The 13,382-nt window shown below is 46.7% G+C and carries 15 protein-coding genes; 14 read left to right on the top strand and 1 reads right to left on the bottom strand.

Annotated elements, in window-relative coordinates; all coding sequences use genetic code 11:
- Positions 1–12 precede the first annotated feature (12 nt).
- From CKW00_RS02630 to CKW00_RS02640, 3 genes are all read left to right on the top strand, one after another.
- On the top strand, positions 13–1,542 hold the full coding sequence (locus CKW00_RS02630; protein ID WP_095821245.1) for an acyl-CoA carboxylase subunit beta: 1,530 nt from the start codon (positions 13–15) through the stop codon (positions 1,540–1,542).
- Between the two features lie 149 nt (positions 1,543–1,691).
- On the top strand, positions 1,692–2,588 hold the full coding sequence (locus CKW00_RS02635) for a formate/nitrite transporter family protein (protein WP_095821246.1): 897 nt from the start codon (positions 1,692–1,694) through the stop codon (positions 2,586–2,588).
- Positions 2,589–2,657: 69 nt separating this feature from the next.
- The gene (locus tag CKW00_RS02640) at positions 2,658–2,837 is read left to right on the top strand and encodes a CsbD family protein (RefSeq protein ID WP_095821247.1); all 180 of its coding nucleotides are present in this window, start codon (positions 2,658–2,660) and stop codon (positions 2,835–2,837) included.
- A 77-nt stretch (positions 2,838–2,914) separates the two neighbouring features.
- Here CKW00_RS02640 and CKW00_RS02645 read toward each other — a convergent pair whose 3' ends face one another.
- The gene (locus tag CKW00_RS02645) at positions 2,915–4,858 is read right to left on the bottom strand and encodes an AMP-binding protein (RefSeq protein ID WP_095821248.1); all 1,944 of its coding nucleotides are present in this window, start codon (positions 4,856–4,858) and stop codon (positions 2,915–2,917) included.
- Between the two features lie 152 nt (positions 4,859–5,010).
- On the opposite strand from CKW00_RS02645, the gene CKW00_RS02650 reads away from it, so the two are divergent.
- The 11 genes from CKW00_RS02650 to CKW00_RS02695 all read left to right on the top strand — a co-directional run bounded on the left by CKW00_RS02650 (position 5,011) and on the right by CKW00_RS02695 (position 13,347).
- The gene (locus tag CKW00_RS02650) at positions 5,011–5,253 is read left to right on the top strand and encodes a hypothetical protein (protein WP_095821249.1); all 243 of its coding nucleotides are present in this window, start codon (positions 5,011–5,013) and stop codon (positions 5,251–5,253) included.
- A gap of 41 nt (positions 5,254–5,294) precedes the next feature.
- The gene (locus tag CKW00_RS02655) at positions 5,295–5,555 is read left to right on the top strand and encodes a hypothetical protein (RefSeq protein ID WP_095821250.1); all 261 of its coding nucleotides are present in this window, start codon (positions 5,295–5,297) and stop codon (positions 5,553–5,555) included.
- Between the two features lie 74 nt (positions 5,556–5,629).
- The gene (locus CKW00_RS02660; protein WP_095821251.1) at positions 5,630–7,084 is read left to right on the top strand and encodes a circularly permuted type 2 ATP-grasp protein; all 1,455 of its coding nucleotides are present in this window, start codon (positions 5,630–5,632) and stop codon (positions 7,082–7,084) included.
- A complete protein-coding gene (locus tag CKW00_RS02665; protein WP_095821252.1) occupies positions 7,077–8,042 on the top strand; it encodes an alpha-E domain-containing protein in 966 nt (321 codons plus the stop codon). The genes CKW00_RS02660 and CKW00_RS02665 overlap by 8 nt, the downstream gene beginning before the upstream one ends.
- A gap of 18 nt (positions 8,043–8,060) precedes the next feature.
- Positions 8,061–8,912, top strand: coding sequence for a transglutaminase family protein (locus CKW00_RS02670; RefSeq protein WP_095821253.1), 852 nt, complete (start codon positions 8,061–8,063; stop codon positions 8,910–8,912).
- Between the two features lie 272 nt (positions 8,913–9,184).
- The gene (locus CKW00_RS02675) at positions 9,185–10,171 is read left to right on the top strand and encodes an aldo/keto reductase (RefSeq protein ID WP_095821254.1); all 987 of its coding nucleotides are present in this window, start codon (positions 9,185–9,187) and stop codon (positions 10,169–10,171) included.
- 321 nt (positions 10,172–10,492) lie between these two features.
- The gene (locus CKW00_RS02680; RefSeq protein WP_095821255.1) at positions 10,493–11,299 is read left to right on the top strand and encodes a 2OG-Fe dioxygenase family protein; all 807 of its coding nucleotides are present in this window, start codon (positions 10,493–10,495) and stop codon (positions 11,297–11,299) included.
- Between the two features lie 156 nt (positions 11,300–11,455).
- On the top strand, positions 11,456–12,073 hold the full coding sequence (locus CKW00_RS02685) for an HAD family hydrolase (RefSeq protein ID WP_095821256.1): 618 nt from the start codon (positions 11,456–11,458) through the stop codon (positions 12,071–12,073).
- Between the two features lie 25 nt (positions 12,074–12,098).
- Complete coding sequence (locus CKW00_RS02690; protein WP_095821257.1) at positions 12,099–12,548, top strand: hypothetical protein; 450 nt, start codon at positions 12,099–12,101, stop codon at positions 12,546–12,548.
- 68 nt (positions 12,549–12,616) lie between these two features.
- Positions 12,617–12,790 carry a hypothetical protein gene (locus tag CKW00_RS13650; RefSeq protein WP_158221265.1) on the top strand — a complete coding sequence of 58 codons (174 nt, stop codon included), beginning with the start codon at positions 12,617–12,619 and terminating at the stop codon, positions 12,788–12,790.
- Positions 12,790–13,347 carry a DUF488 domain-containing protein gene (locus CKW00_RS02695; protein WP_095821258.1) on the top strand — a complete coding sequence of 186 codons (558 nt, stop codon included), beginning with the start codon at positions 12,790–12,792 and terminating at the stop codon, positions 13,345–13,347. The genes CKW00_RS13650 and CKW00_RS02695 overlap by 1 nt, the downstream gene beginning before the upstream one ends.
- Positions 13,348–13,382: the final 35 nt, after the last annotated feature.

The raw sequence follows: 13,382 nt of genomic DNA on the forward strand, positions 1-13,382 counted from the left end.
GGAGGAATTTGTATGGCCATGGATCAGAGATTAAAAGAAGCGGAAGAAAAAATAGCCTCAGGCGGCCTGGAGAAATATCACGAAAAGAACAAAGAGAAAGGGAAAATGTTCGTACGGGAACGTCTGGAACAACTGTTTGATGACAATATTGACGTGGAAGACGCATTTTTCGCCAACAATCAGGACGAAGGGCTGCCGGCGGACGGAGTCGTGACCGGTATCGGTCGTATTAACGGTGAAAAAGTGTGCGTCATGGCTAACGATTCCACAGTAAAAGCCGGATCATGGGGAGCGAGAACCGTAGAAAAAATCATCCGGATACAGGAAACGGCACTGAAGCTTGAGCTGCCGATGCTTTACCTCGTGGACTCCGCAGGGGCGAGAATTACCGATCAGGTGGAAATGTTCCCGAATCGAAGAGGAGCGGGACGTATCTTTCATAATCAGATCAAAATGTCCGGCCGTGTGCCGCAAATATGCCTGCTGTTCGGTCCGTCCGCTGCCGGAGGAGCTTACATACCCGCCTTTTGCGATATCGTAGTAATGGTGGATAAAAATGCTTCCATGTATCTCGGTTCTCCGCGGATGGCAGAAAAAGTTATCGGAGAGAAAGTGACGCTCGAGGAAATGGGTGGTGCAAACATGCACTGTTCCGTCTCCGGGTGTGGAGACGTTCTGGCGGAGAGCGAAGAGGAAGCGATCCGATTCGCACGGAAATACTTGAGCTATTTCCCTTCCAATTTCAGACAGAAACCAGGTGTGAAAGATAGTGTTGACCCGGCTTCTTTCGAAAAATCGATCAACGAGCTGATTCCTGAGAACCAGAATGCTCCGTTTGACATGTACCAGCTGGTGGACAGGCTGATTGATGAAGACTCTTTCCTCGAAATTAAGAAAAAATTTGCACCTGAACTGATCACGGGACTGGCCCGCATCGGAGGAAAATCCGTCGGCGTTATAGCAAATCAGCCGAGGGCCAAAGGGGGCGTGCTTTTCCCTGATTCCGCCGACAAAGCGGCTAAATTTATGCAGCTTTGTGACGCTTTCAACATTCCGCTCCTGTTCCTTGCGGATATACCGGGATTTATGATCGGTACTCGGGTAGAACAGGCCGGTATTATCCGTCACGGAGCGAAAATGCTGGCGGCGATGAGCGAAGCTACGGTTCCTAAAATATCAGTCATTGTACGTAAAGCTTACGGCGCCGGCCTGTATGCAATGGCCGGTCCGGCGTTCGAACCTGATGCGTGTCTGGCCCTGCCGAGTGCACAAATTGCAGTAATGGGTCCGGAAGCTGCTGTGAATGCAGTGTATGCTAATAAAATTGCGGAACTTCCGGAAGAAGAGCGCCCGGCCTTCACTAAAGAGAAGCATGAAGAATATAAAGAGAATATCGATATTTACCGTCTTGCATCCGAGATGGTGATCGATGATATTGTGCAGCCGGATAACCTCCGGAACGAGCTCATGACCAGGTTCGATATGTATGAATCGAAAAACACGGTCTTCACAGAAAGAAAACATGGGGTGTACCCCGTGTAACGAAAAAAGATATTCAGCCTCCCTCTCATAACAGTAAAGAGGGAGGCTTTTCTATTGGAAGTCAGGGGCTCCACCATCGTCTTTATTTTTGATATATGGTTAATAAAAGCGGGAAACGGGAAAAGTCGGGCATCGGGGGGTGAAGGAAGATGAAAGAGAATGAGAGCATTAAAGAGAAAGAAGAGAAAGAGAACAGACAGACGAACGCTTCCGAAGAGGAAATTGACCGCCCGGGACGGCAATTTTATATACCTTCTCAAATCGTTGATGAGTTTGGGGAGAAGGGGAGAGATCACCTGAACAAAAAGCCGCGGGCGCAGTTTCTGCTTGCTCTGACGGCCGGGTCGTTCATGACGTTCGGAGCTGTCTTTTCTATTCTGCTGGCGATCGATATCCAGGCGGAGGGGCTTTTCTATTTAATGTCCGGCTTGGGATTTGCAGCCGGGTATGCGATGGTGTTCATTTCAGGAGCGGTTCTGTTTACAGAAGTGAACGTCCTGTTGCCCTCCTATCTTTTCAACAAAAAAGGGTTAATGAAAGTCAATATTTATAAGTTCTGGCTGGCGACTTATCTCGGTAATATGATTGGAGCCTTTGCGGTAGGCCTTCTTATACAGATGTCCGGTTCACTTTCCGACCCTTTCTATTCGGAACTGGCCGTATATGTAGATAAGAAAATGAAGTTTCTTGATTACGGAGTGAAGGGATGGTTTGAAATTCTCGTCTCAGGAGTACTGGCCAACTGGCTGATAGGTATGGCCGCCTTTTTGACGACGTCAGCGCGTGACATAACCGGTAAAATACTGGGGACCACTTTGCCGGTCGTATTATTCGTAGCGGGTAATTTCCAGCACAGCGCGGCCAATATGGGGTATTTCAGTATGGGAATACTTTCTATGGATCAGTACACATGGTATGAGTATATTTTCTTCAATCTTATACCTGCGAGTATAGGTAATCTTATAGGAGGAGGTATCCTCGTCTCCCTGCTTTTCACCTATGCGTATAAAGAAGACATCGAAAATACTTTTGGAATGGGAAAATAAAGTGTCGCAGTTTTACTTCATAGTTTAGTGGGAAAAGAATTGTAATAAATTATTATCAGGAGGCGCATTATGGCAGATAAAAAAGGTATGAGTGATAAGGTGAAAGGCGCTGTCAATAAAGTGAAAGGGGAAGCGAAAGATCAGATAGGCAATGCCAAAGAGGATTCTGAACTTCAACAGGAAGGGCAGAAGAATAAAGCTAAAGGAAAAGTCCAGGAAAACATCGGAAAAGCGAAAGACGACGAATAAATAAGAAAGCTGCCGGTTTCAAAACCGGCAGCTTTCTTTGTTTACTCTCGTCATGCTCCCACAGCAAAAGTATGAAATTAATGGACAGCGGCTCCTATTTTTTTGATTTCTTCCACGGTCTCAGGATTTTCAAGAGCACTGAGATCTCCCTGATCCCGATTTAAGAAAGCTGATTTTATCGCACGTCTCATCACTTTGGCATTTCTCGTTTTCGGAAGATCACTGACGATATATATTTTTTTCGGTGCAATAGCTTTTCCGAGCTTGTCGGTGAGAAGCTGCTGCAGTTCTTCGAGAAGGGTTTCCGAGTCCCCCGCTTTCGTAACGACGAACGCCACGGGTTCCTCCCCTTTCATATCGTGGGGGGCACCGATCACCCCGGCTTCAATCACTTCTTCATGTTCGACGAGTGCAGACTCTATTTCGGAAGGTCCTATGCGCTTTCCGGCTACGTTCAGTACATCGTCGGAGCGTCCTGAAATTAAAAAGTAGCCTCTCTCATCCACAGTCGCCCAGTCACCGTGTACCCAAATGTCTTTGAAGCGGTTCCAGTACGTACGATGGTAGCGGTCATCGTCTTTGTAGAAACTTTTCGTCATCCCTACCCAGGGCTGCTTCAGTACGAGTTCCCCTACGTCATTTACGACAGGATGCCCCTCGTCATCAAGCACGTCCACATCCATGCCGGGAAGGGCTGCGTTGAACGTAACGGGCTGAATCGGTTTTACGAGCACGTTTCCTACCATACCGCCCGAGGTCTCCGTACCGCCCGAATAGTTGAAGATCGGTACTCTTTTCTTGCCGACGTGCTTATATAGCCAATGCCAAGGTTCGGGGTTCCACGGCTCACCGGTAGAGCCGATCACTTCAAGGGAAGAGAGGTCATGGCGCTCGATCCATGATTCTCCGTGCTTCATCATTCCCCTTACAAGCGTCGGAGAAATGCCGAGATGTGTCACTTTATAACGTTCCACAAGTTCCCACAGACGATCCGGCTCAGGGTAGTCCGGAGTACCTTCGAACATGACGATGGATGCTCCGTTTACGAGACCGCCATACACGAGGAAAGGCCCCATCATCCAGCCCATATCCGTGAACCAGAACAGAGTGTCGTCTTTGCCGACATCCATACACATTCCGGCATCAAAAGCCGATTTTACAGGGAAACCGGCATGGGTATGTACCGCTCCTTTCGGGGTACCTGTCGTCCCGGAAGTATAAATGAGCATAAATGGATCATCCGCGTGTTTCTCCATCGTTTCCACAGAAGCATTAGGTTCTTTCATTTCGTTGAACAGGACGTCTTTCGGTTTCTTTTCAAATGAAACGCCGGCGCGTTCCACTACGATAACGTGTTCCAGGGAATCGCAAACTTCCGCAGCTTTATCCGCTTCTTCTTTCATATTGACAGTTTTCCCTCTCCGGAAGAAACCATCAGCGGTGATAATAGCCTTTGCTTCACATGCGTTGACCCTTGTTTTTACTGCATCCGCTTTATAGCCGGAAAAGGCGGGGGAGAAAATAGCACCTATTTTAGAGATGGCAAGCATGCTGATAAGCGTTTCCGGAAGCATGGGGAGGTAAATGGTGATGATATCTCCTTCAGTGATGCCGAGTTTTTTGAGACCTGCGGCGACAGCATTCACCTCTTCGTCGAGTTCAGTGAACGTATACTTCACCCGGTCGCCATTATCCCCTTCCCAGTACAGGGCAATATCATTTTTCTTATCTTCATCTTTTGTCCATTTATCCAGGGCATTCAGTGTAGCGTTGGTCGTTCCGCCCTGGAACCAGTCGGGATGAGGCGCACCTCTGGAAAGGTCTAATGTTTTCTGGTAACTGTCGAACCATTCGAAATCGATTTCCTTTACCGCTTCGTCCCAGAACCAGGAAATATCCGAAACAGTGGCCTGGTGGAACTGCTCATAGTCTTCATATCCCAGCCGTTTCATCCATTGATAAAGTCGCGTTTCCTTCATTTTTTCTTCTGATGGAATCCATACGTCTTCATATGTAGTCAATACAATTTCCTCCTTTTAGTAACCGCTTACAAACATTATAACTAAAATGACAATCATAAGAAACTGCAGGAAAGAAAACGGATGTGATACGATTGGGATATATGCTGTAGAATAATAGGGTGGCAGAGTATACCCGGAGAGGAGGAGCGGAAGTGGATAAATTAAAAGTCATTAATCTGGTCAGTCTCGGGGTCGGTATTATTTTTCTTGTGTATTTCTTCATATCGATGTTTACCGATGTATCGATGTCGCCGTTGTTTCTTGTTATTGCGATACCGATCCTGTTCACGCTGAATGCTGTACTTGATTTTTCCGAGGGACGAAAGATTCTCGGTACCGTGAAAGTAGTGATACTTCTCGTTTTTCTGTCGCTCGTCGTTGTTGACCTTTTTTAAGATGAAAAAACTTTTTACCAAAAGTCGGGAGGTGTATGGAGATGGGGAAAGGCGGAATATTGGAGAAGGTGATACGGGGAGTGTTTTTCACCGCTACTCCCGGACTTGCTCTTTATGGACTGGTTACAGGGGACTTCAGCTACCAGTACCTGATGCTTCTCGGCCTTTCAGGGGTGCTCGCGATTATCGGAATAGATGATTATGAAAAAGGGAGGAAATATTGGAGTCTGTTTTCTTTTATTGTGGCATTGTTTTCCCTTATCACTGCGATCCAAATATTTTTCTCGGATGCCGGCTTATAACTTCCGCAGTAGGGTATATACATAATCAGTATTCAGAATATTGGTAAAATTATTCTGCGTCAGGGGGAGAACCGATGCTCAAAAATTATCAGACCGGAACTTTTTTCGATGAAATGATGAATAGTGATGCAACACCGAAACCTCATTACGAATGGTTTTATAAACTGGTGGAACGTTTTTCGGCACGGGAACTGGATGAAAAGCACGAGACCGCGCAACTGAGTTTTCTTCGTCAGGGTATAACGTTTACCGTTTACAATAATGAAGGCCAGACTGAGAGGACGATGCCATTCGATTTTATTCCGATCATTATTCCGGAGTCGGAATGGACGATGATCGAAACAGGCATGAAACAGAGAATGACGGCTCTGAACAAGTTTCTGGAAGATATTTATCATGAACGCAGAATTATTGAAGAAGGTGTCATACCGCGGGAACTTGTGGACAATAATCCTTATTATTACCGGAAACAGGTACAGGGTGTCGATATACCTCTTGATAACCATATCTTTCTCTCCGGCGTGGATCTTATCCGTGACGAACATGGTCAGTATCGTGTGCTGGAAGATAATTTACGTAACCCTTCCGGAATGTCCTACGTGTTTCAAAACCGCTACGTTATGAGACAAGTGTATCCGGAACTGTTTTTCAATCATTCCATCCGTACCCTTGAGCACGAGTTCTCGAAACTGCACCAGGCGGTCTGCGACCACAAACCGTCCGGATGTGAAGGAGAGGCGAACGTGGTGCTTCTGACTCCGGGGAGTTACAATTCCGCATATTATGATCACATGTTTCTGGCTCAGCAGATGGGAATCGAGCTCGTGGAGGGGAGGGACCTCCTCGTTCAGGACGGAGTCGTCTATATGAAAACGATACGTGGTCTGAAACGCGTCGACATCATTTATCGACGGATTGATGATGATTTTCTGGACCCGGAAGCTTTCCGGCCGGATTCGGCTCTCGGAGTGAACGGACTTCTGGAGGCATATAGGAAAGGTAACGTAGCCATCCTTAACGGAATAGGGAATGGTGTTGCGGATGATAAAGCGATGTACGTATACGTCCCTGAAATGATCCGTTTTTATCTCGGAGAAGAACCCCTTATTCCGAACGTGGAAACATATTTTCTCAGTGATCCGGAACGGCTCCAATATGTCCTGGATAATATGAGCGAACTGGTTATTAAAAACGTCGGAGCTTCCGGGGGCTACGACATGCTGATCGGACCTCAGTCCACGGAAGAAGAAAGAGCGCTTTTTCGCGAAAAAGTGATAGAACAGCCGAATCAGTACATTGCCCAGCCTACTATCAAACTGTCGCGGGCTCCGGCTTTTCAAGGCGGGAATGTTTACCCGTGTCACGTGGATTTGCGGGTTTTCGTCATGAACGGAACAAAGATGAATGTGCTTCCCGGAGGGTTATCGAGGGTCGCTTTGAAAGAAGGGTCACTCGTCGTCAACTCCTCCCAGGGAGGAGGCGGCAAGGATACGTGGATTTTGTCGGGAGGAGGCGAAACAGATGCTTAGTAGGACGGCAGACGCTTTATACTGGATGGCGAGGAACCTGGAGCGTTCCGAAAACAACGCCCGGGTACTGAATGTTCAGCTTATAAATATGCTCGAAGCGGCTGATCAGCATGTGCTGGACAGGGACTGGGAAGAAGTGCTCGAGATTTGCGCTTCCTACCGGGACTATATCAATCATTATTCGAGAATGGAAAGAGGGACTATGATCGAGTATTTGACAATGAACCCGGTTAATCCCAATTCCATCGAGAACTGTATGAAAGTCGCGAGAGAGAATACTAAGACCACGCGCGATACCATCCCTGGCGAGTTATGGGAAATCCTCAACGAATTTCATCTCGATCATCAGGACAGCGGAGAAAATATCGGAACGCTGGCACGGACGAAAGACTATTTGAAAACAGTCACCCGTACCTCCATGACTGCACAAGGGGTAATAGAGTCTTCAATGACCAGAGGGGTCCCCTATACGTTCATCAAGGTTGGCAAGTGGCTTGAGCGTGCGGAGAAGACAGCCCGCATTTTGAACGTCGTCTGTGAGAAACAAAGACGGGAACCGCTTCAGCACACAACGAACAATTATTACTACTGGCTGGCCGCTCTCAGATTCCTGAACGGATACGATTCGTTCATCAAAGAACATCCGCCGACCATGGACTCTGCATACGTCCTTGATTTTCTTGTGAAAGAAGAAAAATTTCCGAGGTCGATAAACTACTGTATGACGCACATTAAAGAAGCGATAATGGATTTAGAAGGCGGGCAGGTGCATCACTATTCGGAAGAGCTGTTTCAGCTTACAGATGTGATTCTTGCGGAGATAAGCGATACCGTCATTAAAGACATGAATATGGAAGAACTTATGAGGTTTCTCGACCATTTTCAGAAGCAGTGCATCGCTTTAAGCAGTCTGTTTATGGAAACCTACTATCTTTCTGTACCGACATCCTCAACATAAGAAGGAGCAAACGTTTTTATGAAATACCTAATTGAGCACACAAATAAGTTCCACTACGAAACATTCGTAGATCAAAGCATGAACCACATAAGGCTGAAACCGCGTTCCGATGAATGCCAGAGGGTGCTGGCCTACCGTTCTGAGATCTCGCCTGTCTCTGTAATAAAAGAGCACGTCGATGTGTGGGGGAATCATGTGGAAACATTTTTTATCCCCGAAAAACATGAGCATCTGACAGTCAAAACGATTTCAACAGTCAGTATCCAGAAAAGCCCTTTTATCGATATGATCTACTATTCGGACGAAATGAAACAGATATTTCATTCCGATCTTTTTCGTAATCACTATCTTTCCTACCTGAACGAAACTCCCTATACGTTCATGTACAAAGAACAGATCGATATGATCACTAAAAATGCGGGAGACCCGGAGGACCCGATCCAGTTTTCTATCGACCTGATGAAATACGTGCATAATACGCTGTTTTACAATACATCCACGACGGATGTGAATACGAAAGCATATGAAGCATGGCCTTTGCAGGGAGGAGTATGTCAGGATTTTGCTCATATTATGATTGCAGTGTTAAGAGGGAACGGGATACCGGCCCGGTACGCCAGCGGATATTTGTATATCGGGGAAGATTCAGCTCTCGTCGGGGACGCCGCCACTCATGCCTGGGTGGAAGTCATGGTGCCTGGTGTCGGCTGGACCGGACTCGATCCGACGAACAATGTAGAAGCGCTGGAGAATCATATACGAATCGGAACAGGGCGGGACTATGCAGACGTAAGTCCGCTTCAGGGGGTATATCGCGGAGGAGGCCAGAACCTCGACGTAAGTGTAAGCGTAACGCTTCTGGAAGAGTGATCGGCAAACTCAAAAAGGCGCTCCTCCCACCGGCGGGTGGAAGGAGCGTTGTTCGATGTTTCTGAATTAACATGTGCAGATGAGTCTTTCTCCCGGAGGTTGGGAGATCTTTATCACATGAATGCTCTGTATAAGAGCATACCCACATTATAGATGGGAAAGAAATCCTTGTCTATGCAACAAAAGAATAATTTTTGACAAGATTTTGAATGAAGGCCAGGATGTTTTTCTTTTCTTTTGTAAGGTAATTACAAAAGAAAGGAGAGATTAATATGAAGCTATTAAACAAAGCTGTAAAACATGGGGCAGGACTCGGAACTGCTCCGCTCGGCAATATGTACAGGGATGTCTCCGAAGAAGAGGCTTTTGGAACCATTCAGAGTGCGTGGAATATGGGAATCAGGTACTTTGATACTGCTCCTCATTACGGGGCAGGTCTTGCAGAAATACGCCTCGGCAAAGCTCTTGCGGATAAACCGCGGGACGATTTTTTTCTGAGTACGAAAGTCGGCCGATACATGAAAGATTCGACCGAAGAGAAGGAAGGGTTATTTAAGTACGGACGTCAGAATGAAGTAGTAACTGACTACAGCGGAGAATCGACAAGAATATCCATCGAGCAGAGCCTTGAGCGTCTTCAGACAGATCGGTTGGATGTAGTATTTGTCCACGACGTATCTCCTGACTTCCACGGAGACGCGTGGACGGAAAAATTCGAGCAGGCCCGAAGTGGAGCCTTTCATGTACTCGAAGAAATGAAAAAGAAAGGTACGATCAAAGGATGGGGGCTGGGAGTCAATACCATCAGTCCCATAAAACTTGCTCTGGAAATGGGAGAGCTCATCCCGGATATTTTCCTGACTGCGACACAATACACACTGCTGCAGCATGAGCATGCCCTCCAGGAAATCATGCCGCTCGCTGAAGAAAAACAGGTGGAGATGGTAGTGGGGAGTCCGTATAATTCAGGTGCTCTTTTAGGAGGGAGTTATTTTGATTACGAAGCGGCTGATGCAAACGTTTTGAATCACGTTCGTCAGCTAAAACAAATTGCTGACGAATACAATGTCTCACTGAAAGCCGCCGGTCTCCAGTTTTCTTCAGCCCACCCGGCTGTCTCCGCCGTTATTCCAGGGTCTACAAAAGCGGAGCACGTTGAGGAAGATTTGCGTCTGCTACAGGAAGAGATTCCAAAAGATTTCTGGAAAGAACTGATATCGAAAGGCTTCATTTCAGAAAAAGCTCCATTGCCGGTATGACTCCTGTCTCCCCCTCTGCTTAAAGCAGAGGTTTTTTTTCTATGATAAAATAACTTCAGATGTGAGAGTATGTGTTTGATACTGCCTTACTGTACGGGAAAGGAGGGAGAGGGGATTGGAATTTGTAATTGATATGCTGATCGGCGCCGGTCTCGTATTCTTCTTTCTGATCACGTTTATCATTTTTCACACTATCAATAACAGAAAATGACGATTCCGTGATTCGCACGTACCGGTTTTTAACTTGAATCAGCCATTATTGACAGGCGGTATTTTACACGGAAAGCAAAGTATTATATTGAGCAACAGGAGGAGACAAAAGTGAGTTTTTTGAAACGTAACGGGTATGAATATTATGATCTGAAAAATATACTGAAGACCCGTCATCTCGAAGAAGAGCTGACGGAAATTAAACAGGAGTTCGCTACGCTGCCGGCAGACTCGTATGCCAGGGAACTGAACAGATACAGAAGATACGGACGAGCGGTGATTATACCGGGCACAGGCCATGTCCAGTGGCTGCCTTCCGTTCGAACCGAAGAGGGGGAAATGTATAAGTATTTCCAGGGAAGCTTCAACCCTGAATATACGGACAGCGCCCGTGATTTTCCGGCTATTTCCGAAAAAATGCGGGAGAACCGTCTTCTTAATGATATCATTCTGTTCGATTACAGACAGACGTTCTGGAGAGAGGAAGATCTTCTTCTTCCTATTCATGCCGGGGTTCATTTTGTGAAACTGGAAGTGGATAATGAACAGGAGATTGCAGTGTCTTCTCCGAACCATCTCCATCAGGACGGGGAACCATTCACGTTCGCCCATCTTGTGCACCGTCAGAACGCAGAAGGGGGCGGTAATGCTATAGGCACTCCTCATGCAGCGGGAGAAATACCGGAAAATGTGAATGAGACACAACTGCTGAAGCAGATGACGCTGACTTCTCCTCTCGAATCATATGGAGTGTTCGATCCGATAGTCAGTCATTATGTTGCTCCCGTAACGAAAGGGAAAGAAGAAAGGAAAGGGGAGCGTTCGATGATTCTGATTGATTTCCAGCCCACTGTCTGTCCCGACCCGGAGGAGATTTCAAAACAGTTGAGACAGGGGGACTTAATGTTCGCCGACTGACAAACAAGATGCACAGAGGGAGGCGGAATCGCTCTCTTTCCACGGGGTTTCGTCCATATAGGATGCTGGGAAGATTATGAAGACAACAGATGGCTCACTGGCTGTTCAGGTCCGAACGGTTGTAAGTTCAGGGGCCACGAAAAGGAGTGATGATTCATGGACAGTATTATCTTTGATTTAGACGGGACTCTATGGGATCCCATTTCCACGGTGAAAGATGCCTGGAATGAGACAATTCAGGCACATCGTCCCGAAGAAAAAGAACTGAGCCGGAAGGATATGGAGTCCATAATGGGACTCCAGACAGAAGGAGTAGTGGAGAAGTTATTCCCGCATCTTGATCAGGACGAGGGCGAAAAGATTATCCACAATTGTTTTGAAGCGGAGATCGGAGTAATCAAAAAACAGGGCGGAGAATTATACGAAGGGGTGGAACGTACTCTGCAGCACCTTTATAACAACTATCCTCTGTTTATTGTAAGTAATTGCCAGGACGGCTATATTGAAGCGTTTCTTCAGGCCCATCAGCTGGAGAAATATTTTAAGGACTTTGAAAATCCCGGACGTACGGGCCTCTCCAAAGGAGAGAACATTCAGCTCGTGATGAAAAGAAATGATCTTAACAGCCCGATTTATGTAGGGGACACCTCGGGAGATAAAGAAGCCGCTCAAAATGCAGGTCTTCCATTCTACTATGCATCCTATGGATTTGGTGAGGTGGACAGAGCCGAGCAGACGATTGAAACATTCACCGATCTACAGTCTCTGTTATAATCGGTATCTTGATTGGAGGGTGTCCATGGAGTATCGTTATAAAGATTCCAGGAAGTGGAGGCGTGAGGGCCTGAAATATCTGTGGCAGACAGTGGCTGCTGTTGCAGCCAACATTTTTACTATGGCCTCGATGGACCCTTCCCCTCTGCTTGTCAGTTTCATCCAAATTGTGACAGGAGTCATCATTATTTCCGGGGTAATAAACATTTTTTACTTTTTTACGAGACCGGGAAAAGAATATATAACAGTCGATGATCAGGCTGTACTCATACGCAACGGCCCGCTTTTCAATAAAAAAGAAGTGCTTCTCGGGGACATGACACGACTTGTGGAAAGAGAAGAAGAACTCGTCATTGAATACGGAAAAAAGCGCAGAGAGGCACTGGTGGAAAAGGAAAATCTTTCGGAAGAGGACGTTCGGGACTTCAAACGGGAAATAGGGAATAAATCGGCAAGCATAACGAAAATCCTTTAACGTATGAGGAGTGCTCTCTGATTTTCAGTGGAGAGAAACTCAGGAGAATCCAGAAGAGGAGGAAAATAATGATATTTTTTTACATACTGATGGCGGCGTTTGTCGGACTGATCACTCTCGGGTGGAGAGGAGCGGTCCTCGGCTTTGTAATAGGGATTGTTTACGCAGTAGCCGAGATCAACGCAAAAAAAATAACCAGACTGGAAGAAGAGGTTCGCCGGTTAAAGCAGGGAACCCGGTAATGAGGAAACCTTATATATATACAATCGGACACTCTTCCCACTCGAAACAGTTCTTTCTTTCTATGCTGAAAGAGGCGAAAGTGAATGCGGTGGCAGATGTACGGGCATTTCCGGCGAGTCGTAAGTTCCCCCATTTCAATCAGGAGAACATGAAGAAGTGGCTGGCGGGGGGAGGGTTTTCATACTCCCACCACCCTTTCCTTGCAGGACGGCGTAATAAAGCAGGCCACGTGCAGCCGGAGGTGAACGGAGCCTGGGAGAACCAGTCCTTTCACAATTATGCAGACTATACACTGACGGAAGAGTTCAGAGAAGGAATAGTCGGGCTCGAAGCACTGGCCGGTGAGAAGGATGTTGCGTATTTCTGTGCGGAAAGACACCCGTCCCGCTGTCACAGATTACTTGTCAGTAACTGGCTGGAAGCGAACGGGTGGGACGTCTATCATATTTTAGACGAAAAGGGTGGAATTTCCCTGGTAAAACACGAACAGGGCCGGTGGGGAGCTATGCCTATCATCGAGAAAGACGGGATTGTCGTGTATCCGGAAAACGGATGAAAGAAACATATCCGGGAACTGATTCCTTTTGAACC

The sequence above is a fragment of the Salimicrobium humidisoli genome (genome assembly GCF_002295105.1).
Taxonomy (GTDB): Bacteria; Bacillota; Bacilli; order Bacillales; family Halobacillaceae; genus Salimicrobium; species Salimicrobium humidisoli.